We start from the raw sequence: 25694 nt of genomic DNA, 5'->3' as shown, positions 1-25694 counted from the left end.
GCTGCGGGCCGTCGTGCTGCGGGCCGTCACGCTGTTCGCCGGATCTGTCCGCCTTCGCCGGCCCCTTCCGCGCAGTCATCGGGGTACGCGAACCCAGTTCAGCGTGAGCGTCGCGGAGTCGTTGTGACTGTTCGGGTCGAAGGCCGGCCGGTGGGAATGCGCCGGATCCGGGCCCCAGACCAGCTGGACGCCGCCCTTGGCATGCGTGGTCACTTCGTCGACCCGGAGGGTCAGGCTGAAGTCGGTGACCTGTCCCTTGGGCAGGACGATGCCTGACGGACCGCAGACGTAGGGACCGTGGGCCTGCGCCGTCGGGTTGTTCTCCTGCCATGGAGCACAGTTGGCCGAATGGCCGACGGCGGTCGTACCGGGCGGAAGCGTCACCCACACGGTGGGCACTCCCTCACCGCCGCTGCGGTCGTACAGGGTGGCCGGGCCGCCCGCGGACAGGTGGAAGGCGAAGGTCGCGTTCTTGCCCTGCCCGGCCTGCGCGCTCGCGCCGCTGACTCCGAAGTCGGCCGTGTTGTGGGCCTGCAGGGAGGTGATCCGGTAGTCGGTGACCTTGCCCGTCTGCGGCAGGGAGACGGAGCCGGCCGGGACCGAGGACTTCCGGCCCGCCTTGACCACCTTCAGCTTGAGCGTGGCCCCCTTGCCCCAGGTCCACTTGATGCCCTGTCCGGCCGGCCAGCCAGGCTGGCCGAGCGGCGCGGTCATCGTGTCGAGATACGTGTACAGCGCGGCGGAGTTCACGCGCAGGCGCACGGGTGCGTCCAGGGCGGCCGTCTCTCCGATGGTGATCGCGCCCTTGGGGTAGCACTCCGCGAAGTGGATCGTGCCGTTGTAGCCGTACTTGCAGTTGGCGTAGTGGTCGGCGAAGTCGAGGCCCGGTGAGGCGGCCAGGACCACCTGGACGCCCTTGGCGGGACGGTTGCCGACGTTGGTGAACCGGACCGGTTCGCTCACCGTGCTGCCGACCTTCAGGCCGGTGTGGGCGGTGAGTTCGTCGAGGCCGAAGGAGGCGCCTCCCACCTCGACCCCGCCGGTGCCGCCCACGATCTGTGCGTGCGCGGAGTGCCCGGTGACCTTGTACGTGCCCGTGGCACCGAGCGCGGCGCCCTTGAGCGGGGTCAGGGTCAGGCGGGTCTCGGCGCCCATGTGGGTGGTGGGAGAGGAGTCGGACTCGAACATCTCCGAGCACGTGGCGATCAGGCCCTTGGCCGTGCAGTTGTCCGAGAACGTCACCTTGGCGATCTTCGACAGGCCCCGGGCGTCCACGGTCAGGGTGGCGTCGTACGCCTGGAGGTTCCTGGCCTTGGTCTGGAAGTCGAAGGACACGTCGGCCGTGGCGGGCGCGGCCGGCAGCGCCACGGGCGCCGGGGTGTCCAGGGTGATCACCGGCCGGCCGGTGACGGCGCCGGCCGGGGCGGTGCCCAGCAGGCCGGCGGCGAGCCCGGCGGTGGATATGAGGACTGCGGCCCGCCCGGTGAGGGATCTTCGTCTCATCTACGTCCTTTGGTCTGAAGGAGTTTCACGACGACTGACTGAACGATCAGAGGGACCTTATCTCCTGTGTTACGCCCCTGTGACGCTGAACTGACAGTTCCAAGATCAGGCCCTGCCAAGCTCGGCTTCACCGAACGACCTGACCAGTCCTTATTCCTGGGGGAATTGAGACATGACCATGCGTACCCGCACCATGGCGGCCGCCATCGCCGTGGCCGCGGCCGTCACCGGCACGGCGCTGCTGGGCGCCTCCGGCGCCGCCTCGGCCGCCGCCGACGCCTCGCACGGGACCCTGACCATCAGCAACGGCACCAAGTACGTGCTGATCAACGGCCACAAGGTGGACTTCGGAGTGTCCGTCCGGGACCTCGCCTGGTCCCCGAACGGCGCCAAGGCGGCCTTTGTCGACGGCTCCGGCAACCTGGACGTCGCCAACCCCGACGGCAGCGGGCGTGTGGTCGTCGCCAAGAACCCCGGGAACCAGAACTGGTCCCACCCGACCTGGCAGGTGACCGCCAAGGACACCCGGTACAACATCCCCGCCAAGGACAACCTCATCTTCGCGGCGCGCGCGGGCGGTGTGTCCCGGCTGAAGTACATCTCCGCCAAGGCCGTCAACGGCACGCCGAAGACGCTGTCGCTGTACGGCGAGCCCGGTCCGGGCGGGGCGCTGCCGCAGACCGGCAACGTCTGGCCGAACGCGGCCGGCCACTACGGCACCTCGGTGTACGCCAACGACCACGACGGCGCGGTCTACATCCGGGACGACTACCTGCGCCAGCAGGGCGGCAAGGTCGCCCAGGGCGCCCAGCCGGCCCTGTCCCCGAACGAGGAGGAGGTCGTCTTCGTGCGCTCGGTCGCCGGCCACGACCACGTCCTCGTGGAGAACTTCGCGCACAGCGGGCACATCACGGACCTCACCCCGCACGCCACCACCGACTACACCGAGCCGGCCTGGTCCCCCGACGGCAGGACCCTCGCGGTGCGCACCCCGTCCGGCACCGTGACCCTGCCCGCCGACGGCACGGGTCGTCCGGCCAAGGTCACCCCGACGGTCGGCCTGGCGGCCTACCGCCCCTGAGGCCGGCCGACCCGACGGGCCGGGCGCGTCCGGGGTGCGAAGTGCGGGTCACTTCGCCATCCGGGCGAGCTCGGCCCGCAGTTCGTCCAGGTGCGCGTCGGCGGTGTCGTGCGGCAGGAACTCGACTACGTCGAGGAACCGGAAGAGCACCCGGCTGGCGGTGACGGCGTACTCGTACTCGGCGAACCCCACCACCGCGCCCATCGTGCCCCGCACGGCGCCGCGCACCACGTGGGAGGTCAAGTCGTCCGGCTCCGCCGCCGACATGCCGCGCCGGGCGTTGGGCCGGGCGAGATAGGGGCACACCATCGAGGCGTAGAGCATGCACGCACGGTGCCCCGGTCCTTCGAGGGTCGCCGCGAGATTGCGGTAGGGCCGCCCGGCGGCCAGCGCCTCCCCGATCGCCGCGCTCTCCGCGGCCCCCACCACACGCCACACCGGTCCCTGCGGCATGGCCTGGTTGCACACCGAGCAGAGACGCTTCTGCGCACAGGCGGCGCTGCGTTCGTAGTCGGTCAGCGCGAACTGGGGCTCCTCCCCCTCCCAGGGGGTGATCGCCGGCACCGGATACCCACGAACGTCACGGGGCCGTGCCTCGACCGCCGCCGGCATGGGAACACTCTCGAATCGCACATGTCATGACTACCAGGACCAACGGCTTCAGGCCAAGGCCGCACAAGTCGGCCGCTGCCGAACGGACGGCCGGGGAGGATCGGTGCATGAACGAGATCGTGCTGATGGCGGATCCAAGGGTCGCCGCCGTCCCCGTGACCGACTGCGGCGAACCGCTCGTCGACGTCCGGCTACGGGACTCCCTCGCCGTGGACGCGCGCCGGGCGGAACCGTCAGGGGCGTTCGCCCACCTGCGAGAAGGGGTCCTGATCCGGCTGCTCAGGGCCCAGCGACTCCTCCCGGACGGCCTGCGCCTGCTGTTCGTCGAGGGATACCGGCCGCCCTCGCTGCAGCGCCAGTACTTCGAGGGGTACGCCGGCACGCTGCGGGCCGCTCATCCCGACTGGTCGCCGGCGCGGGTGCGCGAGGCCGCGAGCCGGTATGTGTCGCCGCCGGAGATCGCGCCGCACAGCGCCGGCGCCGCGGTGGACCTCACGCTCGTCGACGCCGAGGGACGCGAACTCGACATGGGGACGCGGGTGAACGCCAACCCGGAAGAGAGTGACGGCGCTTGTTACACGGACGCCACCACGATCGGCCCCGAGGCGCGGGCCCACCGGCGGGTGCTCGGTGCGGCGCTGGGGGCTGTGGGCCTGGTCAACTACCCCACGGAATGGTGGCATTGGTCCTACGGCGACCGCTACTGGGCTCTCGCCACCGAAGCCGGCAGTGCGCTGTACGGGCCCAGGGAACTCGCATGAGCCGTGGTGCGGCCCGCCCCGACGGCCCGTGCCGGGCGGGTGATGGACCGGGCCGCGTGGACGCAGGCGATGACATGCTCTCCGCGCCCGGCCCTGTCTCGACGACTGGGCACGCGCCCCCCTTCGACGCCGAACTGGCCGCGGCACTGGCCGGTTCGGGAGCCGCGGCGAGGGAGCCGTACACCCCGGAGAACCTTGCGGCCCGGCAGGAGCGGGATGCTGCCACGCGCCCCAGGCCGACGGTCGGGGAGCTTCGGGCCGACGGCCGCTTCGAGGTGGAGGAGCTGCGGGTGCCGGGGCCGACCGGCGGCCCGGACGTCACGCTCGTGAGCGCACGGCCCGCCGGGATCGCCGGGCCGCTGCCCCTGCTGTACTACATGCACGGCGGCGGGATGATCTCGGGCAATGCGTGGTCCGTGCTGCCTCGGCTCCTTCGCGAGTGGTCCGCCGCCCTGGAGTTGGCCGTCGTCTCCGTCGAGTACCGGCTGGCACCCGAGGCGCGGTATCCCGCAGCGGTGGAGGACTGTTACGCGGGGCTCGTCTGGGTGGACGCGCACGCGGCGGAGCTCGGCATCGACGCCGGCCGTGTCGTGGTCGGGGGAAAGAGCGCCGGCGGCGGGCTCGCCGCGGCACTCGCCCTGCTCACCCGGGACCGGGGCGGGCCCGGACCGATCGGGCAGTTGCTCCTGTGCCCGATGCTCGACGACCGCAACCACACCTTTTCCAGCCATCAGATGGCCGGCATCGACACCTGGGACCGGACCTCCAACGCGACCGCGTGGCAGGCGGTGCTGGGCGACCGGTACGGCACCCCTGACGTGCCGCCGTACGCGGCTCCCGCCCGCGCGTCCGATCTGGGCGAGCTGCCGCCGGCCTATGTCGAGGTCGGGTCGGCGGAGACCTTGCGGGACGAGGCCGTGGCCTACGCCCAGGCGCTCTGGCGGGCCGGAGGCCAGGCCGAACTGCACGTCTGGCCCGGCGCCTGTCACGGCTTCGACACCTTCGCGCCACGGGCGGCGCTCAGCCGGGACGCCCGCGAGGCCCGTACCCGCTGGCTGCGGCGCGTCCTCACGCGGACGCGATGACTCCGTAGGTGACCAGGCCGTAGGCGAGGTGCGGGATCGCGTCCGCGGTCCAGTCGGCGGGCGACCAGGTACGCGGGTCGCTGATGTCCAGGCCGGCGATCGGCACGTCGGCCAGCGTCATCGCCAGGGCTCCGGTCAGTACGGCGCCCAGCCAGGCGGGCGGCCGGAGACCGGCACGGTGGAGCAGTGACGCGAGGGCGCCCGTTCCGACGCCGACGGCGATGCCCGACAGCGCCCCCAGTCCGGAGAGCCGGTTGTCCCGGCCCTCCCCGTCGGGGACCGGGTGTCCCGCCCGCGTGGTGATCTTCTCCACGATCGCCTCGGGGGTGCTGCTCGAAGGCCGACCGCGCAGCGCCATGTCCAGGTAGCTCGCGGCGTTCAACGCGGTGGTGCCGGCGGCCCCGGCGGCACAGCCGCGCGCGATGGTTCTGAACATGTCGCTCCGGGTCCCCGCCGTGGACGCGGGCCAAACGGCGCCGCCGTCGGGCGCGGGCCGGATCCGGCGGCACGGTCACGGTACGGCGGGACCCTGCCCGGGCTCCGGGCTGCCGCGTGCGATCCGTGTCAGGTCGGTCATCAGCGACTCGAGCCACGACACGGTCGCGTAGTACGCGCACGGCGCGCCGGGCGGCTCGGGCACGGACCCGGCCGGCCCCGGATCGAACAGCGTGAACCGCCCGGTCGGGGTGTCCGCTCCGGGATCCAGGGCCGCCGAGATCAGCAGCATCCGCCCGGCCACCCGGTCCCCCAGCCCGCTGACGGAATCGGCCACCACGGGGTCGAAGCCGGTCAGCGGCGGCTCCAGCAGCCGTTGGGAGCCCCACAGGGTGTGGTGGCCGGCCATCAGCGTGGCCTGCCAGTCCACGCTGCGCGGAGCGGGCCGGCGCGCCGCGCCGCCGAACGGGGTCGGCTCGCTCTGGAACTGCGCGTACGCGGACTCGGCGAGGACGACCGCGCTCTGCAACGACCGGTGTCCGGACCCCCCGGACGGCGCGGCCACCGCATCGCCGCCCGCCACCGAGGCGCCGGTCGCCACCACGATCTCGGCTGCCCTGCGCAGGAGTTCCGCCGCCGCGTGGCGCAGTTCGTCGTGGGCGCCGTGCGGCCAGGCCAGCAGTCCGAAGACCACGCCGATCGCACTGCCGACCAGCACGTCCAGCACCCTGGCCTCCGCCAGGCGCCAGGTCGGCGGGGAGAGCTGGGCGAAGACCAGGGCCACGAGCACGGTGAACAGGCCCTGGGCCCAGCCGACGCCCTTGACCGGCCCCACCGTGAAGGCGAACAGCATCCACACCGGCAGCATGACGGCGTAGACGGCGGTGTCGGTCCCGGCCAGGCTCAGCGTCCCGGCGCTGACGAGGGCTCCGGCCAGGGTGCCCGCGAGCGCGAGCCGGATGGTGTGCCAGGTCTCGTCCATGGTGGTCCGGGTCAGGGTGAGCGTCGCCAGCATGGCCCAGAATCCATGGGGGAGCGTGTCCACCCCGGCCACGAACCGGGCCGCGGTCAGGGCCAGGGCGATACGGACCGCGTTCTGGAAGAACACCGACCGGCGCCCGGCATGGCCGCGCAGCCGGTGCCACCACAGGAGGGGCGCCCAGGTCGTGGCGTACCAGAAACGGCCTTGCGCGGCCTGGATCCCGGCATGCCTTCCGCGTACGGCGAGATCGGCCGCCGTGGCCATGGTGAGCGCGGCGTCGGCGATCTCCAGCACGTCGGCCTGCCGGCGCAGTACGGCGGGCGTGAGGTCCGGCGCGCGAGCGGTTCCGGGCGCCGCGTCCCCGGCGGGAACCGGGTCCGCGGACACGGCCGACAGGTGCGCGCGTGCCGCGAGCAGGTCCTCGTACGGGGCCGACGGGGACGGCCCGCTCCCCAGGCGGTCCGCGGTCGCCGTGGCCAGCCGGGCGACGGACTGCAGTACGGCGGTCACCTCGGGACCCGGCTGCCCGCCCGGCGGGACGGGCAACTGTGCCAGACGGCTGAGGAGGGTACGCGTGGCCAGACAGGTGTGGGCGAGGGCGCGGTCGCGCACTCCCGGCCCGGCCGGGCGTTCCGCCTGCGGCACGGTCAGGGACCGCAGGGACCGGCCGGCCTCCCACAGCGCCCCGATGTCGGGGCCGGTGAGGGCGTACGGCGGTGCGGCGAGGAGGGCCGAGCCGTGCGCGGCCGTTCGCGCCGCGTGGGCGGCCCGGTCCCGGTACGACGGCGGGCTGGGCTCGGGAAAGATCAGCGCCTCGGCGGCGATGAAGAGGGCCAGTCCGGTGCTGGTCCCGATCAGGCGCTCGCCCAGCGTGCCGGGCGCGTACGGGGGGAACGACGGGAGGATGTACAGGAGTTGCAGGCCCGGCGCCGCACCTGCCGGGCGTGGACCGCCCACGGCGGCGAAGGCCAGCGCGAAGCCGACCGCCAGCATGCCGACGACGGCGGTCCAGGTCCGCACCGACAGAAAGGTGCCGACGACGACCAGCAGCCAGCACACCGGAAGCAGACGCGAAACCGTCGCGGCCCGCTGCCGGCCGGTGCCCGGGATCTTGGCGAGTCCGCCCAGTGCCACGGCCGCGAACAGGGCGTAGGTGGCGGCCACAGGGCGGTCGAGGCCGTAGCGGAAGAGGTAGAAACCGGCCGCCGCGACCAGCGTGACGCGTACCGCCCGGCGGCCCGAGGCGGCGTAGTCAGCCGGAGTCCGGCGGACGGGGACATCTCGGGCCCCTGCAACATCACCCACTGCTACAGAATCACCCACCGCCCCACGCCCGGCACGCCGCCGGCGGGCGCGGCGGGGAGCGCATCGGGCCTGTCAGCCGAGGGTGAAGCGGACCGGCGTGCCCGGTGCGGCCTGTGCGGCGGCTGCCAGGGCGGACTCGGCGACGACGCCTATCACCGGGTAGCCGCCGGTGGTCGGGTGGTCGTGCAGGAACACCACCGGCCGCCCGTCCGGGGGCACCTGCACGGCGCCGAGGACCATGCCCTCGCTCGGCAGCTCGCCGGCCGACACGCGTTCCAGCGCCGGTCCTTCGGTGCGCAGGCCGATCCGGTTGCTGTGCTGCGACACCCGGTACGTCGCCGAGGTGAGGGTGCGCAGCGCGCCGCGCGTGAACCAGTCGGCGCGGGGGCCGAGCCGCAGCGGCAGGGCCAGTTCGGTCGGCGGGGCCGGCCACGGAGCGCTGTCGGGGAGCGCCGGTTGCCGCGCGGGGGCGCCCAGCGGGAGAACGTCCCCGTCGCGCACCGGCGCCGGGCCGAGGCCGGAGAGCAGGTCCGTCGAACGGCTGCCGAGGACGGGTTCGACGGCGATGCCGCCGGCCACGGCGACGTACGAGCGCACACCCGCCGTCACCCCGCCCACGTCGAGTACGGCGCCCGCGGGGACCCGTACGGGCACGCCCCAGGCCACCGGCCGGCCGTCGACCGTCACCGGGCAGGGGGCGCCGCCGACCACGACGGTCACGCCACGGTCGGTGCGCAGGGCGCAGCCGGTCAGGGTGGTCTCCAGGACGGCGGCGCCGGGGGCGTTGCCGAGCAGCAGATTGGCCAGTCTCAGCGCGGCGGCGTCCAGGGCGCCGGAGCGGGGCACGCCCAGGTGGGCATGGCCCCGGCGGCCGCCGTCCTGGACCGTGGTGAGGGCGCCGGAGCGCACGACGGTGAGCTCGGCGGTCATGGCGTGCCTGCCTCCGCCACGAACCGCACGCGCGTTCCCGGCGTGAGAAGGGCCGGTTCCTCCCGGTCGAGGTCCCACAGCGGTGTCGGGTCCGGCATGGTCCCGATCAGCTGCCAGCCGCCGGGGGTGGCGCGCGGGTACACCGCGCTGTAGGGGCCGGCGAGCGCGACCGCTCCGGCCGGAACCCGGGTGCGCGGGGTGTCGCGGCGCGGCACGTGCAGCTCCGCGGGCAGGCCGGTGAGGTAGCCGAAGCCGGGAGCGAAGCCGCAGAAGGCGACGCGGAACGTGCAGGAGGAGTGCCGGACGGCGACCTCGTGCACGGAGACGCCCCACAGGGCGGCGACCCGGGCCAGGTCGGGTCCGTCGTAGCGCACGGGGATCTCCACGACTCCCCCGTGGTCGGCGGTCCGGGTCGGCACGTCCCAGTGGGAGATGTGGCGAGCCAGCTCCTCCGGGTGGGTGACGCCGTCCAGGAGCACGGTCCGCGCGCCCGGCACGATCTCCGCGACGGGCGGCAGGGTGCCCGCCGCACGCCGCCGCAGGAGTTCGGCGTGGAAGGCTCCGGTGTGCTCGGCGTCCGGCAGCTCGACGAGCACAGCGTGCCGCCCGGCGAGGCGCACCTGCAGAGAACGGCTCTCCGTCATGCGAACGCCCCGACCTCGATCCCGGCCGCCTCCAGCGCCGTGCGCACCCGCGCCGCGATCCGGGCGGCGCCCGGGGTGTCGCCGTGGACGCACAGGGAGCGGGCGGTCACCACGACCGTCGTACCGTCCACGGCCTCGACCGCACCGTCCACCGCGAAGGCCAGCGCGCGCCGGACCACCACGTCCTCGTCGGTCACGACGGCGTTCGTCTCGCGCCGCGACACGAGCGTGCCCGCGGGGGTGTAGGCGCGGTCCGCGAAGGCCTCCGGTACGGCGGTGAGGCCCGCCTCCCCGGCCGCGGCGAGCAGCTCCGACCCCGGCAGGCCGAGCACGGACAGAGCGCCGCCCGCCAGTTTCACGCCCTCGACCACGGCCGCGGCCTGCTCGGCGTCGTGCACGGTGCGGTTGTAGAGGGCGCCGTGCGGCTTGACGTACGCCACCTCGGCCCCGGCGGCCTGTGCGAAGACCCTCAGTGCCCCGATCTGGTAGGCCGTCTCGGCCGCCAGTTCGTCGGCGGGGACGTCCATGGCCCGGCGGCCGAAACCGGCCAGGTCGCGGTAGGACACCTGCGCGCCGATCCGGACGCCTCGTGCGGCGGCGAGGTCGCAGACGCGGCGCATGACCGCGGGGTCGCCCGCGTGGAAGCTGCAGGCGACGTTGGCGCTGGTCACGACGGAGAGCAGGGCGTCGTCGTCGGTGAGGGTCCAGCGGCCGAAGCCTTCACCGAGGTCTGCGTTGAGGTCGATCACGCTCAGAACCTAATCGATTGTTGAACGATCCGACAAGGGATGGATTTGCCGAACGCCCTCTTGTTCGATCGTTGAACGATCCCCTAGGGTCCCGGTCATCCCTCACGGATTCGGGCCCGGATCCGCGCCGCTCGGGCGTCCCGCCCCTCACGCCAAAGGCCACCGCATGATCGTTCTTCTCGGCGTCGTCGTGGTGATCCTCGGATTCGTCACGCGCCGCAATCCCGTCCTCGTGGTGGGCGTCGCCGGTGTCTTCACGGGGCTGATCGGCGGAATGAACCCGCTGGAGGTCCTCGCGGCCTTCGGCCGGTCCTTCGCCGACAGCCGCTCGGTCACCGTCTTCGCCGTCGTCCTGCCCGTGATCGGCCTCCTGGAGCGCTACGGCCTGCGCGAACAGGCGCGCAGGCTCATCGGCCGGCTCGGCGGCCTCAGCGCCGGCCGGTTCCTCACCGTCTACCTGCTGGTCCGCCAGATCACCGCGGCCTTCGGCCTCACCAGCATCGGCGGTCCGGCGCAGACGGTCCGGCCGCTCGTCGCGCCGATGGCCGAGGCCGCCGCCGAGCGCTCGACGGGCACGGCGCTGCCCGAGCGTCTGCGCGAGAAGGTGCGTTCCTACGCCGCGTCGGCCGACACCGTGGGCGTCTTCTTCGGCGAGGACTGCTTCATCGCGATCGGCTCCATCCTGCTGATCACCGGCTTCGTCAACTCGACGTACCACCAGAACCTCGAGCCGACCCAGCTGGCCCTGTGGGCGATCCCGGTCGCCGTCTGCGCCTTCCTCGTCCACGGCGCCCGCCTGCTGCTCCTGGACCGGCAGCTGCACCGGGAGCTGGCACACGCCGCCGCCGAACACGATCTGCCGCTGCCGAAGGAGACGAACAGGTGATCAAGGTCGAATGGCTCTACTGGCTGGTGGGCCTCGTCTTCGTCGTCATGGCCGTGCAGATGGCCGCCGACCGCAGCAACCCCAAGAGGTGGACGACGGCGGCTTTCTGGGGCCTGCTGGGGCTCGCCTTCCCCTACGGCACCGGCGTCGCGAACGCCACCGCGAAGAACGGCGGCTGGACCCTGCCGGCCGAACCGCTCGGCGTGGCGGTCCTCGTCCTGATCGTGCTCGCCGGGTTCAACTTCCTCGGCAAGGGCGTCCCCGTCACCAGCACCACCGAGGAACGCGAGGCGTCCGCGACCCGGCTCGGCAGCAGGATCTTCGTCCCCGCCCTGACGATCCCGCTCGTCGCCATCGTCTGCGCTTCGCTGCTCGACACGTCCGGCCTGTTCGAGACCGGCAAGGCCACCCTCCTCGGGCTCGGCGTCGGCTGCCTCGTCGCGCTGGTCGTCGGCATGCTGGTCACCGGCGAGCGGAAGCTGTCCGTGCCGCTCCATGCGGGGCGTTCCATGCTGGAGGCGATGGGATCCGCCCTGCTGCTGCCCCAGCTGCTCGCCGTACTCGGCTCGATCTTCGCGCTGGCCGGGGTCGGCACCCAGGTCGGCAGGATCGTGCACGACGTGCTGCCGGACAACTCCAAGTACCTCGCGGTCATCGCGTACTGCGTCGGCATGTTCCTGTTCACCGTGATCATGGGCAACGCGTTCGCCGCGTTCCCCGTGATGACCGCGGCGATCGGCTGGCCCGTCCTCATCGAGCAGATGCACGGCAATCCGCCGGCCGTCCTGGCGGTCGGCATGCTGGCCGGCTTCTCCGGCACGCTGTGCACCCCGATGGCCGCCAACTTCAACATCGTCCCGGCGACCCTGCTCGAACTGAAGGACCAGTACGGCCCCATCAAGGCCCAGATCCCCACCGCCCTGCCGCTCCTGGTCTGCTCCACCGTGATCATGGCGCTCTTCGCGTTCTGAGCGCCTCCGCCATCGCCTCCCGTGCAGGAAGTGCCATGACCCGCGTACTCATCACCGGCTTCGCCCCCTTCGACGGCCGGCAGGTCAACCCGTCCTGGCGGGCGGCCTTGCTCGTGGCCGCCGAGCCGCCCGCCGGACTCACCGTCACCGCCGCCGAACTCCCCTCTGTCTTCGGCACGTCCGTCGACACACTGCGCGACGCCATCCGCGCGTCCGCGCCCGACCTGATCCTGTGTCTGGGCCAGGCGGGCGGCCGTCCCGGCGTCACCGTCGAACGCGTCGCCATCAACGTCGACGACGCGCGCATCCCCGACAACGCGGGCAACCAGCCCGTCGACGAGCCCGTGGTCCCGGGCGGCCCCGCCGCGTACTTCTCCACCCTCCCCGTCAAGGCCTGCGTCGCCGCCGTGCGCGCGGCAGGTGTGCCGGCCGCGGTCTCCAACACGGCCGGCACGTTCGTCTGCAACCACGTCGCGTACGGCCTCGGCCACCTGATCGCCACCGAATTCCCGCACGCCCGCGGCGGTTTCGCGCATGTGCCCTGGGCGCCGGAGCAGGTCACCGACGGCACCGCCCCGGCCCTGGAGCCCGCCACGGTCGCCCGCGGACTGCGCGCCCTGCTGGCCACCGCCGCCGGCACCCCGGCGGAGCACGACCTGAAGGTCACCGGGGGAACCACCCACTGATACCGCTCACTGCCCACGGGGCCGCCCATCTCGGCGCATGCCGGGCGCATGGGGTCGGCGGGCGCCCGCTGGGCCAAGGCCCTGAACCGCCCGAACCGCCGTCGGCTCGCTGCAGGCCGAGTGGCTGCCGAAGGCCACATACCGCTCCGGACGGAAGGGTCCGTACGCGCTTGGCGTCAGGCGCCTAAGCCCGCCTCGTGGCGAGCCTGCCCGCCGTGGAACGGGCGGACTTCACGACCGGCCACTGGCCGGCCACCTTCGCGGCACCGGCCCTCGACGCGGGGCCGGGTCCGGCCCCGGTCGGCGCGTCCCGCTAACGGCGGGCGGCGACTCGTTCCACGACGGGTCGCCACGACGGGAGGGGAGCCACCGCCAGGCCCACGACCTTGCCGGCGTCGTCGGCGCGACGCAGCGCGATCGCCGCCGGGAAGTCGGGGTCCGCCTCGAAGGCCACCGCTTCCGCCGGGGTCATGGGCCCGCCCTGACAGCCGAGCGTGCGGGCACTCTCCGGCGAGAGCGCCAACTGCGGGTCGGCGGCGGCCAGATAGCGTTTGGCCGGGATGTGCGCGGCGACCAGACGGGCGACCCGCGGCCCCAGCAGCCCCTCGACCGCGGCCGCGGCATGCCTGCCGTGTGCCGCTTCGTCGGCGGGCACGAGGTAGTGGCCGATGTCGTGGACGAGCCCGGCCACCTGCAGCTCCTCGTCGTGCGGGTGGCTCACGGCGAGCAGGGCGGCGACCTGGAGGCCGTGGTCCAGTATGTCCACCGGGTCGCCCGACCGGTCCGGGGTGTCCCAGACGTCCGCGCAGTCGGCCAGCAGAGCCATGAGCTCGTCCACGGACGGCAGGGGGTCGTGCGTCATGGGCCCAGGCTGCCACGCCGAGACGTACGGCGGGTGTCGCCGGCGTGTACGGACCACTCCCCCGGGCCGAGTGGGCGGGAGTACGGCACTCAGCCGGTCAGAACGCCGTTCATGTCGCTGACCGGGACCGTGTCGCCGGGCCGGGGCGTCTTCACCGACACCGGTGCGCCGAGCCCGGACAGCGTCATCGTCACCTTCACCTGGACGGCGGCCAGGTTCAGTGTCATGCAGGTCTGCACGAGCCGCCCGCGGCCGTCGACCCACGCGTCGGCGAAGGCGGGCAGGTCGTCTCCGAGCATGGCCCGGGCCCTGTCCATCTTCGACCGCACGGCGCGGGCCATCCGGAGGGCGAGCGTCTTGTGGTCGAGCATCCCGCGGTAGTGCACGGCCCGCACACCGTTGACGGTCTCCTCGCCCTCACGGGAGACACGTTCCATCGCGGCTGTCTGCCGGAAGACATGCTCCGGGTCGTTGGCCGGGGCCCGGAGCGCGTAGTGCGCCTCGGGCTTCTCACGGGGCATCACCCCCCACGCGGCGGCATCTACGCCGGAGGCACCTTTCACGTAGACCTTGCCGTCCGCGAAGGTCTCGTCGATGTGCGAGACGGCGCCCTCGGGGAAATCGACGGCGAGGGAGCCCCGGCCGCCGGCGAAGTCGAACCCTCCGGTGACGGTGAGCGTGTACGTCTCTCCGCCGCCCGAGACCTCGATGCGCTCGTGCAGACGGGCGGTGGTCGCACCGGTCCTGGCGACGGCTGCGCGCACGGCGTCAGCGGGGCCCGCGGACGCCGAGCCGGCTCCCGGCTTCGCCTCACCGGTGCCCCCACCGCCGTGGTCACCGGTCGCGGCACAGCCCGCGCACAGCAACGCGGCGACAGCGGCCAAGGGCACAGCACAACGCATCGGCTCTCCGGAGGTCGTCCATGAGCACTGCGGCAGATGCGTCGTTCGACGCGTCCTGCGAGGCTCGGCACGGAGGGCGCAGCCGGGTGGTCTGGCCGGCGCGCCTCAGGGTGACTGGACAGTGATCTTACCGTGCGGCCGTCGGCGCGCTACGGGAATTCCCCGAGGGTGCGCTGCCGTAGGGCCGGCCGCCTGGTCCGGCGGCCGGCCCGAAGGGTGCGGTCAGCCCAGTTCGGTGTCCAGCCAGTGCAGGACCTCCGGGGTCACGGGGTCGGTGATGTCGGCGAACTCCTCATGCGTGTTCAGGAACTTGGCCACGTACGGGCAGACCGGCACGATCCGCTTGCCGGACTCGCGTACGTCGGTGAGCGCCTCCTTGACCAGCCGGGAGGCCAGACCCTGTCCGGCGAAGGCCTCGTCGACCTCGGTGTGGAAGAAGACGCGCTGTTCACCGCGGTCGCGGTAGGCGGTCAGTCCGGCGCGCTTGCCGTCGACCAGGATCTCGTACCGGTACTTGGCGTCATTGCGCTCGACGGTCGGCGCGGCGGAGGGCTGGCTCATGGGATGCCTTTCGGATGGGGGTCGGTGCACGCGTGGGACGGGTCAGTGGCGCGGTGGATTCCTGCGCGGTGTGATGACGGCGTTCGGCAGGGCGGGGGCGAGGAGGCGGTGGCCCGGATATCCTTCGACGACGCCGAAGCGCTCTGTGGAGTTCTGCCAGTCCTCCCGGGCCTTGGCGATGTCCTCGTGGCTGCGCCCGACGAAATTCCACCACATGACGATCTCCTCCTCGAAGGGCGTTCCACCGAGCAGCACCGTGCGCGCGATGTCGTCCGTCTCGTTCGTCAGCGTCAACGCGTCGGCGCCCGGGGGGACATAGCCCAGCTCCGAAGGACCCACCAGGGTGTCCGCCACACGCACCTCGCCCTGGTCGACCAGGAGGCCGTGCTCGAAGGCGGGGTCCACGGCGAGCGACAGGGCCGCGCGCGGCTGGAGGACGATCTCGGCGCCGAGCAGGGGCGTGAAGGCCGGCACCGGAGAGCTGCGGCCGGCGAGGGAGCCCAGGAAGACCCTGATCTCCGCCTCGTCGCTCAGCACCGGCTCGGGTGCGTAGTGCTGGAAGTCCCGTTCGGTGTGGCGGTGTTCCTCCGGCAGCGCGACCCACAGCTGCACGCCGTGCAGGACGGTGGTCCGCGGGGTGGAGACCTCAGAGTGACTGATGCCGTACCCGCCCGTCATGAGGTTCAGCTCGCCCGGCCGTATGTGGGCGTGGTTGCCCATGCTGTCCCGGTGCTCGATCTCCCCGGTGAACAGCCAGCTCACCGTCTGCAGCCCGGTGTGGGGGTGCGGGGCGACGTCCATGCCGCCCGTCACCGAGACATCGTCGGGGCCGTAGTGGTCGGCGAAGCACCAGGCGCCGATCAGGGTCCGGGCACGCTGGGGCAGTGTGCGGCGCACGGTCATCGCCCGGGGACCGCCGAGGGGCACATCGCGCGGGGTCAGTACGTCGACCCGTGCCGCCCCGGTGGGCCGCTCGGCGTCCACTGCGCCACCGCACCGCAGCTCCGTGGGTTTCGTCTCGACGTTGCTCACCGTGGACCGCCTCCCGGACGAGTAGTTCTATATTCAACTATCATGCCATGATCGTAGACCGTCTGCGCGAGGTCTCCATCCCTGCCGAATCCCGGCCCGACCGGACGTCCGTACCGCTGAACAAACTACGCGTTCTGAGTCAAATCATCCGACACGGCCTCCGCAGACCGCATCGATCATCTCTGGCAGAGGTGACCGACATCCACCATCATCGCGATCAAGGGGGAAGCAGAGGGAGCGGCCCGGCGCTGGTACCCGTGAGAGCGGCGAGGGAGCTGCTCGATCGCCGCCAGGCATCCTGCCGAGCCGGTCTCACCGGCTCCCCGCCCCGAAGAAGGTCACCGTGTCCCAGTCCTGCGAAATCCGGACCTCGCTCCAAGGTGCGGCTGGTGGTCCGAGGCGACCTGGGCGTCTGCGTCATGCCCCGGTCCATCGCCGAGCGCTTCCCCGAGCTGGCGGCCTGTCGGTTCGCCCGGCACGCACCGAGCTGGAAGGTGGTGGTGGTACGCCCGCACGGTGAACCGCCGGCGGCGGTCGCGGCGCTGCTGCGGCACATCACCTGGCGCCGGAGGTGAGGTCCGTACGCAGGACGACCCGCCGTCCGTGCAGCTCGCCCTTCTCCATCCGGGCGTGCACGTCGGCGGCCGCGCTGAGGGGGAGGACCTCGATGCCGCGCGGGCGCAGCGCACCCCGGCCGAGCAGGTCGTTGATGTACGCGGCGGCACCCGCGAGTTCGTCGGATGTCGCGTGGGAGATCACGAACCCGACGACGGAACGGTCGTTCATGTACAGCGCTCCGGCGGGCAGCACGGGGCGGGTCCGGGCGCCGGCCAGCAGCACCACGCGGCCCCTGCGGGCGAGCAGGTCGACCGTGGTGTCGAGGTCGTTGACGCCTGCCGTGTCCAGGTACAGGTCGAGCCCCGACGGGGCCGCGCCGCGGATCTTCCCGGTCAGGTCCGGATCCCGGTAGTCGAACACCTCGGCCGCGCCCAGCTCCGCGCAGTACCGCACGTCGCGCGCGCCGGCCGTGGCGAGGACGCGGGCGCCGGCCCGCACCGCCATCGTCACGAGGGCACTGCCGACGTTGCCCGCGGCCCCGGCGACCAGCACGGTCTCCCCCACACGCAGCCGCCCGTGGACGAACAGGGCCAGATAGGCGGTCGCCGCCGGGTGGAACACGGCCACCGCGTACGGATCGGCTCCCTCGGGCAGGTGGTACAGCCGGTCGGCGGCCACCACCGCCTGCTCCGCCGCCGCACCCTGTCTCCCGTCGTGCCCGAGGCTGTTGCACCACACCCGGTCCCCCGCGCGGAACCCGGTGACACCGGGGCCCGCCTCGGCGACCGTGCCGACCAGATCTCGGCCCACGACGAAGGGAAAGTCGATCTGCGTGGGGAAGAGCCCCGACCGCACGAACGTGTCCACCGGGTTGACCGTGGTGGCCAGGACGTCCACCAGTACGTCGGTGGGGCCGGGCCGGGGCGCGGCGATCTCGCCGTACCGGATGACGTCGGCGGAACCCAGCTCCTCGATGTACGCGGCGCGCATGGCATCACATGTTCCCGCCTCACGCCGGAAACCGCTCAGCAGGGCAGGAGGTCCCCCGGTCGGCTGCCGGCCCGGGGCGTCACCAGCGCACAGCCGTGAAATCGACGGGCCGGGGCCGCAGTTCGCGGGTCCGGACGGTCAGCCCTCGCAGTCGCCGGGCCATCTCGTCGGCGGGCAGGCGCCGGCGGTCGCCATGGCCCGGCAGCAGCCATTCGAAGCGCAGTCGGCCGGCGGTGCGCGCCAAGGAGGCGGCCAGCTCCCGGATGGAGTACCAGGTGACGCTCTCGGCCACCTCGAGGTCCTGGGTGGTTCGCGACCAGTAGAAGCTGTCGCCGCTGAAGCAGTACCGGTCGTCGGCGAGGAAGAGCACGCTGCCCCGGGTGTGGCCGGGCAGGGGGTGTGCGGTCACGCCGTCGGCGATCTCCACCGGGTCGGTGCCGCGCAGCACGCGGTCGGCGTCCGGGGCGGCGGCGAGGTCCCCCTCGTGGATCCACAGCCGCGCGCCGAAGCGGTCGGCGTAGCGGCGGCCGTGCGCGGCGTGGTCGCGATGGGTGAGCAGTACGTCGGTGACGGGGCCGAGCCTCTCGTAGCGCACCGCCAGCGCGGTGCTCCAGCGCGGGGTGTCCACCATCATCGCGGTGCCGTCGGGGCGGCGTAACAGGTAGGAGTTGGCTCCCGCGGTGTGTGTGGAGTTGTGTCCGCACAGGTGGACGGTGTCGTCCAGCGCCATCGGGAAGGGGTCCAGTGCCGCGTCCAGCCGCCCTCCCGGGGGACGGATCGAGCGGGTGGGGCAGGCGTGCGCGGCGGCGTGGAGCCGGCGCGCCTCGGTCCGGTCCCGCGGCTGCCGCAGCACGGCCGAGCGTCCGGCGACCTCACCGATCAGGCCGGGCGCGAGCTGCCGCGCGACATCGCAGTTGGTGCACCGCTCGTCCACATACCAGCCGTCCTCGAACCGTCCTGCGCTCATGGCCCGTTCCCTCCGCGTCGTGTCCGTCGGCCGATGTCTCAGCCTCCAGGGGTATCCGATGCCGAGCGCACAATGGAAGGGGGCCTGGATCTTGTGGTTGCGGCATGGCACTGCTCTGAGCGGATGGTGCGAATCCCTCGACCGGGAGCCGTCGTAGCCGACACCGTGCCTGCCGTATCGGCGAGGTCAACGCCTCGGCTCCGCGCTCTCCACGCCGAGTGCCCAGGCCCCGTAGGCCGTGCCGGTGGTCTCGAAGGAGAAGATCACATGGGACGCGGCGGTGTTGACGTCCCGCCAGAACCGCTGGACCGGGTCGGACTCGAAATGGCCCGTCGTCCCGGTGCCGCGGAAGAGCCGTTCGACGGCCGACACCGACAACTCGACCGCCAGCGCGAGGTCCCGCGGTCCGCGGACCGCCGCCTCGCCCTCCTTGGTCTCCTCGATGCCGTCGGCGACCCGAGCGGCCCGCTGGACGAGGAGTTCCGCGGCGTCCACCTCCGCGGCCGAGCGCGCCAGCTCGATCTGCACCGACGGCTTCTCACGCAGCGGGGCGCCCCGCCGGTCGACCCGCCGGAGGTTCTGCTCGGCCGCGGCCCGCACCGCGCCCCGGGCGGCACCCACGACGGGCACGGCGAGCGGCAGCCCGTTCACCGCGTTCACCGGGACCGTGTGGCAGCGGGCCTCGGAAGCCGTCGCACGCCCCGCGTTGATGTCGAACCTCGACAGGGTCAGATGCCCGGGTACGAAGACGTCGTCCAGGACCATGGTGTCGCTGCCGGTTCCTCGCATTCCCAGCGTGAACCAGGTGTCCTTCACGGTGATGTCCGCCTGTGGCACCGCGAAGAACCGCACCTCGCCCCGGCCGTCGGGGCCCACGTCGCCGGGTACGGCGGAGCAGGCGAAGACCCAGTCGGCGAAGCGCACTCCGCTGATGTACTTCCATTCACCGCTGAGCCGCCAGCCACCGGAGACGGGCTCGGCCTTCCCGGCCGGCATGAGCGCGCCCGCCATGAGGGCGTCCGGCCCGTCGCCCCAGATCACCGCCTGCCCCTCCAGGGGCAGGTACGCGCCGTACCGGGCCGCGTGGGCGGACAGCGAGGCGGCCCAGGCGGCCGAGGCGCAGCCCTCGCCGACCAGGGCCACCGCCGAGGCCATGTCCACGAACCGGCCTTCCGTGCCGCCGAAGGCCGCGGGGACGAAGTGCCGGGCGAACCCGGCCGCCCGCACCGCCTCGACCACCTCGGGCGCAAGGCACCGGGCAGCCTCCGTCTCGTCGCTGCATCGCGCCGCGATCTGCGCCACACGCGGAGCACCGGCGACGACCGCCGCCACGCTCGGCCTCTCGGCAAGGATCGTCGCTGTGCTGTCGCTGAGCATGTGTTCGCCACCTCCGTCGGGATGGCCGCAGTCTCTCCGGCGGAGCCCGTGACAGGCCGCACCCGAGCCGGGACCGGCCCGTCAATCACCCGACCGGCTTCGCTCCGCCCCACCGACGGCACCGCCTGGGGAACCCGGACTCCCCCCACCGGCGAGCGGGAAGGGGCGAGACCTTCCTCCGTCCTCCCGGCCTGAGACCACCCGAAAACCTACAATGACGACATCACCCGTGTCCGTCGGCCGTCCCGGATCCGGCCGCGGTGGACGGCAGGGGTGCGGCTCGCCGTGATGGCCTGCGACGACAGCGGGAGGCCGCCGTGCAACTGGAAGAGTTCCTGGCCCAGGTCCGCGACCGGGGCGAGTACCGCAGCCGTGAGGAGACCGAGCACGTCTGCGAGGCGGTCCTGTGGGTGCTGGCGACCCGGATCGCCCCGGAAGAAGCCGACGAACTGGCGGATCGGTTGCCCGCGCCGCTGGACGAGGTCCTGCATCTGGACCGAGGGCGTCCCGAGACGTTCGACTGTGACGAGTTCCTCCGGCGGGTGTCCGTGCAGACCGGCGCACGGCCCCGTACGGCCGAGTGGGACGCGGACGCCGTACTGTCCACGGTGGCCGACGCGGTGCCCGACCGGCAGATCGACCACCTGCTGTCCGGGCTGCCGGCCCGCTACGCCGAGTTCTTCGGCAGGCCGAATGCGAGCTGACGGAGAAGCCGTGGCGGCGGGCTACTTCGCGGAGCGGACCGCCTCGCGCGGGGGCTGCCGGCGCGAGCGGTCACTTCTCCTGCTGCACGGTCTCCCCGGTCAGCCGGTCGTGCCGGTCAGTCGGTCGTCGCACCACTGCCTGGCCACCTGGGCGACCTCTTCCAGCGCTCCGGGTTCTCCGAACAAGTGGGTCGCACCCGGAACGATGTGCAGGGCGTTCGGGGCCCGCAGGTACCTGGCCGCCTCCTCGTTCAGCTCCTGGACCTGCTGGTCCTGGCCGCCGACGATGAGCAGCACCGGGGCCTGTACCCGTCCCAGGGCGTCGCCCGCCAGATCGGGCCGGCCGCCTCGCGAGACCACGGTCAGGACCCGGTCGGGGCGCTCGGCCGCGGCCACCAGCGCCGCGGCGGCTCCCGTGCTGGCGCCGAACAGGACGACCGGGAGGCCACGGGTGTCGGGCTGAGTGTCCATCCAGTCGATCGCGGCCACGAGCCGTCGGCCCAGGAGCGGAATGTCGAAGCGGTGCTCGCCGGTCAGCGCGTCGTGCCGCTCCTCCCGTTCGCTCAGCAGGTCCATCAGCAGCGTGCCGAACCCGGCGGTGCGCAGTTCGGCGGCCACCATCCGGTTGCGCGGACTGTGCCGGGAACTGCCGCTGCCGTGCGCGAAGAGCACCACGGCCCGCGCCGCCGTCGGGACCACGAGGTCACCGGAGAGCGTGGCGTCGCTGGTGGGCACCAGAACCATGTCGGAGATCATCGGCATCACTTCTTCCACGCCTGCCGAACCAGCGGATCACAAAGACCTGCCATACCCCCGCGTACCCACCATATCTGCGCGAAAAGCTCCCTGCCGGGTCGGCCGTCCTCCCCGGCCGTCAGGGGTGAGGTAGCTTCGGCGCATTCGGCACTTCACGGCATCGTTCCTGGTGAGGCGATGAGCGGCTGGTGGTCATCCCTGGAGGAACGGACCCGCCGGGAGATCGACACGGAGGTGCCGCACGACCGCCTGCTCACGGCCGTCATGGCCGCCTGGGACGCGCTGCGTCCGCTCGGGGCCGGCTTGTGCGAGGCGGAGGAGGTCGTCCGCGCGCTACGACGCCCTCGGCGACCGCGTGCGACGCAGGCCGCCCGATGCGCCGGACGTCTCCGTACTGGCGGCCCGCGCCGCCGCGCACCCGGGCCGGGTGGCCGCGATGGAGGCGGTCCGGGACGGCGACACCGTCCATGACTGGTTCGTGCGCCTGGTCGCGGTCCTGGAGGATCCGGACGGGGAAGGACATCCGGCGACCGTCCACCAGCGCACCGGCGGGCCCCGGCCGGCCACTGCCGCCACCGAGGCAGGACAGGCCCTGGCCGACCATCTGGGTCACTTGACCACGACGGACCGGCCGACACGCTTGATGCACTCTACACATATATGCATAATGGCCTTATGTATAAGCAGGTTATGGACTCTTCCGGCCCGGCGGACGCGTCGGCCGGGCACCTGATGCTCGCCGTGGAGGACATCGTCCGGTACGTGCGCCGGAGCGCCACGACCGGCGGCCTGAGCACCGCGGCCTCGTCCGCGCTCGGCCGGCTGGGGCGCGAAGGACCCCAGCGACTGACCGAACTGGCCCGCGCCGAGAACGCCACCCAGCCCAACATGACCCAGCTCGTCACCCGCCTGGAACGCGCGGGGCTGGTGCGACGCACCGCCGACCGCACCGACGGCCGCGGGGTGCTGGTGGAGGCGACCGACACCGGCCTGGAGGTGTTCCGGCAACGGCGGGCCGAGCGCGCCGACGCCCTGGCGGAGCTCATGGAGGAGCTGACGGGGCCGGAGCGGCACGCCGTGGCGATCGCGCTGCCCGCGCTGGCCCGCGTGATCCAGGACCGCCAGACACGTACCTGAACCTGCCCGTCCCCCTCGCAACCTCCCTGGAGAGAACCGGAGATGAAGCCGTCATGAGCGCACCGCAAGGAAGGACCGCCAGCCCGTTCCGGCAGCCCAAGGCCGTGTGGGTTGTGGCGTTCGCCTGCGTGATCTCGTTCATGGGCATCGGCCTGGTCGACCCGATCCTGCCCGCCCTCGCCAAGAACCTGCACGCCTCGCCCAGCCAGGTCTCGCTGCTGTTCAGCAGCTATCTGATCGTCACCGCGGTGGCGATGCTGGTCGTCGGCTGGTTCTCCAGCCGGTTCGGCGCCAAGCGCACCCTGGTCATCGGCCTCGCCGTCATCGTGGTCTTCGCCGCGCTGGCAGGCTCCTCGGGCTCCATCAACGGCATCGTCGGCTTCCGCGCCGGCTGGGGTCTGGGCAACGCCCTCTTCATCGCCACCTCGCTCGCGGTGATCGTCGCCTCGGCCAGCGGCGGCTTCGGGGGCGCGATCATCCTCTACGAGACCGCACTCGGCCTCGGTATCGCCGTAGGGCCGCTGCTGGGCGGCGAGTTGGGCGCCATCAGCTGGCGCGGCCCGTTCTTCGGCGTCGCCGTCCTCATGTCCATAGCCCTCGTCGCGACCCTCGCCTTCGTACCGTCGCTGCCCAAGCCCGCCCGGCCCACCTCCCCCGTCGCGCCGCTCAGGGCGTTGCGCCACCGCGGTCTGCTGACCATGGGCATCATGGCCCTGCTCTACAACTGGGGCTTCTTCACCATGCTCGGCTACGCCCCCTATCCGATGAAGCTCGGCGCCCACGAGCTGGGTCTGGTCTTCACCGCCTGGGGCCTGCTGGTGGCCCTGTTCAGCGTGTTCGTCGCCCCGCGCCTGCAGGCCCGCTTCGGCACCGCTCCGGTGCTCTACGCCAACCTCGTCGGCCTCGCCGCCGTGATGGCCGTCATCGCCGCCGGCGTACAGACACCGGCCGTGGTCATCGTCGCGGTCATCGTCAGCGGTGCCTTCATCGGCATCAACAACACCCTCACCACACAGGCCGTCATGCTCGTCTCACCGGTGGAGCGCCCGGTGGCCTCCTCCGCGTACGGCTTCCTGCGCTTCATCGGCGGCGGCCTGGCACCGTACGTCGCCGGAAGGCTCGCCGACGCAACCGACCTGAGCGTGCCCTTCTATCTCGGCGCCGCCACCTTCGTCCTGGCCGTCCCCGTCCTGGCCGGCGGGCACGGCCTGCTGCGCCGGGCCGAGACCGACACCGGTGAGGCCGAAGCGGCGGTGCCTTCGCTCACGCCCGTCGGCGCCCCGGCCGCCACGGACACACCGCCGGTCATCGTCGCCGTGGGCGCGCACGACCGGGCCGCCGCCATCGTCGACGCAGCGGCCCGCCTCGCACGCGACACCGGCAGCCCGCTGGAGGTCGTCCACGTCCAGCAGACGGCGGTGGTCGAGGAGCAGGCCGTCGAGACCGAGACGGCCGAACAGGCCCGGGCCGCCGTGGTCGCCCACCTGGACCGTCTCGCGGAGCATGGCGTCGCCGCCACCGGTCAGGTCCTCGGCAGCGTGGGCGATCACGCGGCCGCCGGCCGTGCGCTGGCCCGGCACGCGGCACGCGTGGGCGCCCGCGCGGTCGCCGTCGGCCGCTCCCCGCGTGGTCCGCTCGCCCAGTTCGCCGACGGCAGTCTCACCTCCGCGCTCACCCACAGCGCCCCCTGCACGGTCGTCCTGGTCGACGCCGACGACAGCCGTCGGCACCTGACACCGGCCACCCTGGCGGAGCTGCGCGACACCGCGGCCTGAGGCTCACCGAATCAGTTTCCTTCGAGGCGAAGGTGCCGCACAGCGCCGGTCCGGACGCACGAGGAATGTGCTCGCCGTTCCTCGCCGGCCCCGGCCGTGAACAGTACGGCGGTCCCCTGCTCACAGTGCTCCGTAGGCGGCCGGTCGGCGTGGCCGGACGCGTGCCGGATTGCGCTCGTGTTTCCGGCCGTTCATGGTCGGAGGGTGAGCATGTCACCCGCGCTGCGGCCGCCCGACAGCCCTCGCGAGACCGGCCGCGGTCGGGTGCAGGGTGCCCCGGGCGTTCTCCGGGCCCTCGCCGTCTTCGGAGCCGTCCGGCTCGCCGGGGTCGTCCTGCTGATCGTGGCCGACGCAGTGGCCGGCCGCCCGTTCGGCAAGAGCCTGGTCCATACGTGGGACTCCGTCTGGTACCTGCACATCGCCGAGCACGGCTACGGGACCCAGCTGCGCATCACCAGCACTGGCGCGGTCCAGACCGACTGGGCGTTCTTTCCGCTGTATCCGGCGCTCATCCGCGCCCTGCGCGGCTTGCTCCCCCTGACCGCCGGGCAGGCCGGGCTGCTGGTCGCCTGGGGTTCCGCGGTGCTCGCCGTGTACGGCATCTACATGATCGGCCATCACCTCCACGGGCGGACGGTCGCCACCGCCGTCGTCGCCCTGTGGGCCGTACTGCCGCAATCGGTGGCCCTCACCCTCGCCTACACCGAACCGCTGTTCACCGCGTGTGCCGCCTGGTCCCTGTACGCCGTGCTGCGCCGCCGCTGGCTGGCCGCGGGCTCTCTGGCGCTGCTGGCGGGCCTCGCGCGGCCGAACGGGGTCGCGGTCGCCGCGGCCGTCGCCGCCGCGGCCGCGCACGAGGTCGTACGACAGCGCGGGCACGCCACCCCGGGACTCCTGGCCGGCGCGGCCCTCGGTCCACTGGGCTGGGCGGGTTATGTGCTGTGGGTGGGACGGCAGACCGGTGACCTGTGGCACGGGTACCTGCAGGTGCAGAGTGCCTGGAACTCCCGCCTGGACCTCGCGGTCGGGCCCCTGCGGTTTCTGGAGTCGATGCCGATGCGGGGCAGTTGGGTGACCTATCCCGTGTCCGTGGTCCTCGTCGTGGCCGGAATCGTGTCGTTCTGCGTGCTGTGTCTGGAGCGCGCCCCGCTGCCGTTGGTGGTCTTCGTGGGCGTGCTGCTGCTGTTGGCGCTCGCGGTGTCCGGACCCTTCTCCTCCAAGCCGCGCTTCCTCCTTCCGGCGTTCCCCCTCCTCATCCCGCCGGCCCGCGCCCTCGTACGGGCGTGGCGCGCAAGCCCGTCGGCCCGGTTCCGCCTGGTGTGCGCAGGCCTCACGGCCGTGTCCCTGCTCTACGGCACCTACCTGGCGGCCCTCGCCAGCCAGCCGCTGTGAGCCACCGGCGCACACACACCAGGCAGGGGTCGCGCCCGTACGCCACCTGGC

Annotated in this window: 26 protein-coding genes; 11 read left to right on the top strand and 15 right to left on the bottom strand. The window is 72.8% G+C overall.

Annotation, left to right across the window (positions count from 1 at the left end; translation table 11 throughout):
* Positions 1 to 75: 75 nt before the first annotated feature.
* Positions 76 to 1503: a hypothetical protein gene (locus ACWDEN_RS40825; RefSeq protein WP_450863025.1), complete on the bottom strand. Its 1428-nt coding sequence runs from the start codon at positions 1501 to 1503 to the stop codon at positions 76 to 78.
* A 172-nt stretch (positions 1504 to 1675) separates the two neighbouring features.
* Here ACWDEN_RS40825 and ACWDEN_RS40820 point away from each other — a divergent pair, with 172 nt between their 5' ends.
* Positions 1676 to 2584 carry a hypothetical protein gene (locus ACWDEN_RS40820; RefSeq protein ID WP_450863023.1) on the top strand — a complete coding sequence of 303 codons (909 nt, stop codon included), beginning with the start codon at positions 1676 to 1678 and terminating at the stop codon, positions 2582 to 2584.
* 48 nt (positions 2585 to 2632) lie between these two features.
* Here ACWDEN_RS40820 and ACWDEN_RS40815 read toward each other — a convergent pair whose 3' ends face one another.
* Positions 2633 to 3196 carry a hypothetical protein gene (locus ACWDEN_RS40815; protein WP_351615407.1) on the bottom strand — a complete coding sequence of 188 codons (564 nt, stop codon included), beginning with the start codon at positions 3194 to 3196 and terminating at the stop codon, positions 2633 to 2635.
* 107 nt (positions 3197 to 3303) lie between these two features.
* On the opposite strand from ACWDEN_RS40815, the gene ACWDEN_RS40810 reads away from it, so the two are divergent.
* Together ACWDEN_RS40810 and ACWDEN_RS40805 are read left to right on the top strand one after the other, a co-directional pair.
* On the top strand, positions 3304 to 3957 hold the full coding sequence (locus ACWDEN_RS40810; protein ID WP_450863021.1) for a M15 family metallopeptidase: 654 nt from the start codon (positions 3304 to 3306) through the stop codon (positions 3955 to 3957).
* A gap of 74 nt (positions 3958 to 4031) precedes the next feature.
* Entirely contained in the window at positions 4032 to 5042 is a 1011-nt protein-coding gene (locus ACWDEN_RS40805; protein ID WP_450863028.1) for an alpha/beta hydrolase, read from the top strand.
* Here ACWDEN_RS40805 and ACWDEN_RS40800 read toward each other — a convergent pair.
* The 5 genes from ACWDEN_RS40800 to ACWDEN_RS40780 form a co-directional block, all read right to left on the bottom strand.
* Positions 5026 to 5478 (bottom strand): hypothetical protein, encoded by a 453-nt coding sequence (locus ACWDEN_RS40800; protein WP_450863019.1) that lies wholly within the window; start codon positions 5476 to 5478, stop codon positions 5026 to 5028. The genes ACWDEN_RS40805 and ACWDEN_RS40800 overlap by 17 nt on opposite strands.
* 75 nt (positions 5479 to 5553) lie before the next feature.
* Entirely contained in the window at positions 5554 to 7764 is a 2211-nt protein-coding gene (locus tag ACWDEN_RS40795; protein WP_450863017.1) for an FUSC family protein, read from the bottom strand.
* Between the two features lie 72 nt (positions 7765 to 7836).
* Positions 7837 to 8694 carry a 5-oxoprolinase subunit C family protein gene (locus ACWDEN_RS40790; protein ID WP_351615418.1) on the bottom strand — a complete coding sequence of 286 codons (858 nt, stop codon included), beginning with the start codon at positions 8692 to 8694 and terminating at the stop codon, positions 7837 to 7839.
* Positions 8691 to 9338, bottom strand: a complete 648-nt coding sequence (locus tag ACWDEN_RS40785; RefSeq protein WP_351615420.1) for a 5-oxoprolinase subunit B family protein — start codon at positions 9336 to 9338, stop codon at positions 8691 to 8693. The genes ACWDEN_RS40790 and ACWDEN_RS40785 overlap by 4 nt, the downstream gene beginning before the upstream one ends.
* Complete coding sequence (locus ACWDEN_RS40780) at positions 9335 to 10087, bottom strand: LamB/YcsF family protein (RefSeq protein WP_351615423.1); 753 nt, start codon at positions 10085 to 10087, stop codon at positions 9335 to 9337. The genes ACWDEN_RS40785 and ACWDEN_RS40780 overlap by 4 nt, the downstream gene beginning before the upstream one ends.
* A gap of 166 nt (positions 10088 to 10253) precedes the next feature.
* Here ACWDEN_RS40780 and ACWDEN_RS40775 point away from each other — a divergent pair, with 166 nt between their 5' ends.
* Genes ACWDEN_RS40775 through pcp form a run of 3 tightly spaced genes read left to right on the top strand, consistent with a single transcriptional unit; the run spans position 10254 to position 12630 of the window.
* Positions 10254 to 10973, top strand: a complete 720-nt coding sequence (locus tag ACWDEN_RS40775) for a DUF969 domain-containing protein (protein WP_351615425.1) — start codon at positions 10254 to 10256, stop codon at positions 10971 to 10973.
* Positions 10970 to 11944: a DUF979 domain-containing protein gene (locus ACWDEN_RS40770; RefSeq protein WP_351615428.1), complete on the top strand. Its 975-nt coding sequence runs from the start codon at positions 10970 to 10972 to the stop codon at positions 11942 to 11944. The genes ACWDEN_RS40775 and ACWDEN_RS40770 overlap by 4 nt, the downstream gene beginning before the upstream one ends.
* A 35-nt stretch (positions 11945 to 11979) precedes the next feature.
* Entirely contained in the window at positions 11980 to 12630 is a 651-nt protein-coding gene (gene pcp, locus ACWDEN_RS40765) for a pyroglutamyl-peptidase I (RefSeq protein ID WP_450863014.1), read from the top strand.
* 313 nt (positions 12631 to 12943) lie between these two features.
* On the opposite strand, the gene ACWDEN_RS40760 is transcribed toward pcp, so the two are convergent.
* From ACWDEN_RS40760 to ACWDEN_RS40745, 4 genes are all read right to left on the bottom strand, one after another.
* A complete protein-coding gene (locus tag ACWDEN_RS40760) occupies positions 12944 to 13492 on the bottom strand; it encodes an HD domain-containing protein (protein ID WP_450863012.1) in 549 nt (182 codons plus the stop codon).
* Positions 13493 to 13581: 89 nt separating this feature from the next.
* Positions 13582 to 14376, bottom strand: a complete 795-nt coding sequence (locus ACWDEN_RS40755; protein ID WP_351615437.1) for a LolA-like protein — start codon at positions 14374 to 14376, stop codon at positions 13582 to 13584.
* A 240-nt stretch (positions 14377 to 14616) separates the two neighbouring features.
* Positions 14617 to 14955 (bottom strand): GNAT family N-acetyltransferase, encoded by a 339-nt coding sequence (locus ACWDEN_RS40750; RefSeq protein ID WP_351615440.1) that lies wholly within the window; start codon positions 14953 to 14955, stop codon positions 14617 to 14619.
* 42 nt (positions 14956 to 14997) lie between these two features.
* Complete coding sequence (locus ACWDEN_RS40745; protein ID WP_351615443.1) at positions 14998 to 15987, bottom strand: pirin family protein; 990 nt, start codon at positions 15985 to 15987, stop codon at positions 14998 to 15000.
* 389 nt (positions 15988 to 16376) lie between these two features.
* On the opposite strand from ACWDEN_RS40745, the gene ACWDEN_RS40740 reads away from it, so the two are divergent.
* Positions 16377 to 16562 carry a type 2 periplasmic-binding domain-containing protein gene (locus ACWDEN_RS40740; RefSeq protein ID WP_351615445.1) on the top strand — a complete coding sequence of 62 codons (186 nt, stop codon included), beginning with the start codon at positions 16377 to 16379 and terminating at the stop codon, positions 16560 to 16562.
* On the opposite strand, the gene ACWDEN_RS40735 is transcribed toward ACWDEN_RS40740, so the two are convergent.
* The 3 genes from ACWDEN_RS40735 to ACWDEN_RS40725 all read right to left on the bottom strand — a co-directional run bounded on the left by ACWDEN_RS40735 (position 16543) and on the right by ACWDEN_RS40725 (position 19879).
* The gene (locus tag ACWDEN_RS40735) at positions 16543 to 17535 is read right to left on the bottom strand and encodes an NADPH:quinone reductase (RefSeq protein WP_450863009.1); all 993 of its coding nucleotides are present in this window, start codon (positions 17533 to 17535) and stop codon (positions 16543 to 16545) included. The genes ACWDEN_RS40740 and ACWDEN_RS40735 overlap by 20 nt on opposite strands.
* A gap of 79 nt (positions 17536 to 17614) precedes the next feature.
* A complete protein-coding gene (locus tag ACWDEN_RS40730) occupies positions 17615 to 18502 on the bottom strand; it encodes an MBL fold metallo-hydrolase (protein WP_351615448.1) in 888 nt (295 codons plus the stop codon).
* A gap of 186 nt (positions 18503 to 18688) precedes the next feature.
* Positions 18689 to 19879: an acyl-CoA dehydrogenase family protein gene (locus ACWDEN_RS40725; RefSeq protein WP_351615451.1), complete on the bottom strand. Its 1191-nt coding sequence runs from the start codon at positions 19877 to 19879 to the stop codon at positions 18689 to 18691.
* Positions 19880 to 20196: 317 nt separating this feature from the next.
* On the opposite strand from ACWDEN_RS40725, the gene ACWDEN_RS40720 reads away from it, so the two are divergent.
* The gene (locus ACWDEN_RS40720; RefSeq protein WP_351615454.1) at positions 20197 to 20583 is read left to right on the top strand and encodes a DUF2267 domain-containing protein; all 387 of its coding nucleotides are present in this window, start codon (positions 20197 to 20199) and stop codon (positions 20581 to 20583) included.
* A gap of 99 nt (positions 20584 to 20682) precedes the next feature.
* Here ACWDEN_RS40720 and ACWDEN_RS40715 read toward each other — a convergent pair whose 3' ends face one another.
* Positions 20683 to 21339 (bottom strand): dienelactone hydrolase family protein, encoded by a 657-nt coding sequence (locus tag ACWDEN_RS40715; RefSeq protein WP_351615456.1) that lies wholly within the window; start codon positions 21337 to 21339, stop codon positions 20683 to 20685.
* A gap of 690 nt (positions 21340 to 22029) precedes the next feature.
* Here ACWDEN_RS40715 and ACWDEN_RS40710 point away from each other — a divergent pair.
* The 3 genes from ACWDEN_RS40710 (at position 22030) to ACWDEN_RS40700 (ending at position 25643) form a co-directional block, all read left to right on the top strand.
* Entirely contained in the window at positions 22030 to 22476 is a 447-nt protein-coding gene (locus ACWDEN_RS40710) for a MarR family winged helix-turn-helix transcriptional regulator (RefSeq protein ID WP_450863006.1), read from the top strand.
* Positions 22477 to 22529: 53 nt separating this feature from the next.
* Positions 22530 to 24251, top strand: a complete 1722-nt coding sequence (locus ACWDEN_RS40705; RefSeq protein ID WP_450863004.1) for an MFS transporter — start codon at positions 22530 to 22532, stop codon at positions 24249 to 24251.
* A 210-nt stretch (positions 24252 to 24461) separates the two neighbouring features.
* Positions 24462 to 25643, top strand: coding sequence for a hypothetical protein (locus ACWDEN_RS40700; protein WP_351615508.1), 1182 nt, complete (start codon positions 24462 to 24464; stop codon positions 25641 to 25643).
* Positions 25644 to 25694: the final 51 nt, after the last annotated feature.

The sequence above is a fragment of the Streptomyces sp. NPDC001153 genome (assembly GCF_053598315.1).
This window is presented reverse-complemented; position numbering and strand designations above follow the sequence as displayed.

Bases quoted from the DNA above. Each gene is read 5' to 3' on its own strand.
- ACWDEN_RS40825 (WP_450863025.1), bottom strand. From the start codon at position 1,503: ATGAGACGAAGATCCCTCACCGGGCGGGCCGCAGTCCTCATATCCACC.
- ACWDEN_RS40820 (WP_450863023.1), top strand. From the start codon at position 1,676: ATGACCATGCGTACCCGCACCATGGCGGCCGCCATCGCCGTGGCCGCG.
- ACWDEN_RS40815 (WP_351615407.1), bottom strand. From the start codon at position 3,196: ATGCCGGCGGCGGTCGAGGCACGGCCCCGTGACGTTCGTGGGTATCCG.
- ACWDEN_RS40810 (WP_450863021.1), top strand. From the start codon at position 3,304: ATGAACGAGATCGTGCTGATGGCGGATCCAAGGGTCGCCGCCGTCCCC.
- ACWDEN_RS40805 (WP_450863028.1), top strand. From the start codon at position 4,032: ATGCTCTCCGCGCCCGGCCCTGTCTCGACGACTGGGCACGCGCCCCCC.
- ACWDEN_RS40800 (WP_450863019.1), bottom strand. From the start codon at position 5,478: ATGTTCAGAACCATCGCGCGCGGCTGTGCCGCCGGGGCCGCCGGCACC.
- ACWDEN_RS40790 (WP_351615418.1), bottom strand. From the start codon at position 8,694: ATGACCGCCGAGCTCACCGTCGTGCGCTCCGGCGCCCTCACCACGGTC.
- ACWDEN_RS40785 (WP_351615420.1), bottom strand. From the start codon at position 9,338: ATGACGGAGAGCCGTTCTCTGCAGGTGCGCCTCGCCGGGCGGCACGCT.
- ACWDEN_RS40775 (WP_351615425.1), top strand. From the start codon at position 10,254: ATGATCGTTCTTCTCGGCGTCGTCGTGGTGATCCTCGGATTCGTCACG.
- pcp (WP_450863014.1), top strand. From the start codon at position 11,980: ATGACCCGCGTACTCATCACCGGCTTCGCCCCCTTCGACGGCCGGCAG.
- ACWDEN_RS40760 (WP_450863012.1), bottom strand. From the start codon at position 13,492: ATGACGCACGACCCCCTGCCGTCCGTGGACGAGCTCATGGCTCTGCTG.
- ACWDEN_RS40750 (WP_351615440.1), bottom strand. From the start codon at position 14,955: ATGAGCCAGCCCTCCGCCGCGCCGACCGTCGAGCGCAATGACGCCAAG.
- ACWDEN_RS40735 (WP_450863009.1), bottom strand. From the start codon at position 17,535: ATGCGCGCCGCGTACATCGAGGAGCTGGGTTCCGCCGACGTCATCCGG.
- ACWDEN_RS40730 (WP_351615448.1), bottom strand. From the start codon at position 18,502: ATGAGCGCAGGACGGTTCGAGGACGGCTGGTATGTGGACGAGCGGTGC.
- ACWDEN_RS40725 (WP_351615451.1), bottom strand. From the start codon at position 19,879: ATGCTCAGCGACAGCACAGCGACGATCCTTGCCGAGAGGCCGAGCGTG.
- ACWDEN_RS40715 (WP_351615456.1), bottom strand. From the start codon at position 21,339: ATGATCTCCGACATGGTTCTGGTGCCCACCAGCGACGCCACGCTCTCC.
- ACWDEN_RS40710 (WP_450863006.1), top strand. From the start codon at position 22,030: ATGGACTCTTCCGGCCCGGCGGACGCGTCGGCCGGGCACCTGATGCTC.
- ACWDEN_RS40705 (WP_450863004.1), top strand. From the start codon at position 22,530: ATGAGCGCACCGCAAGGAAGGACCGCCAGCCCGTTCCGGCAGCCCAAG.
- ACWDEN_RS40700 (WP_351615508.1), top strand. From the start codon at position 24,462: ATGTCACCCGCGCTGCGGCCGCCCGACAGCCCTCGCGAGACCGGCCGC.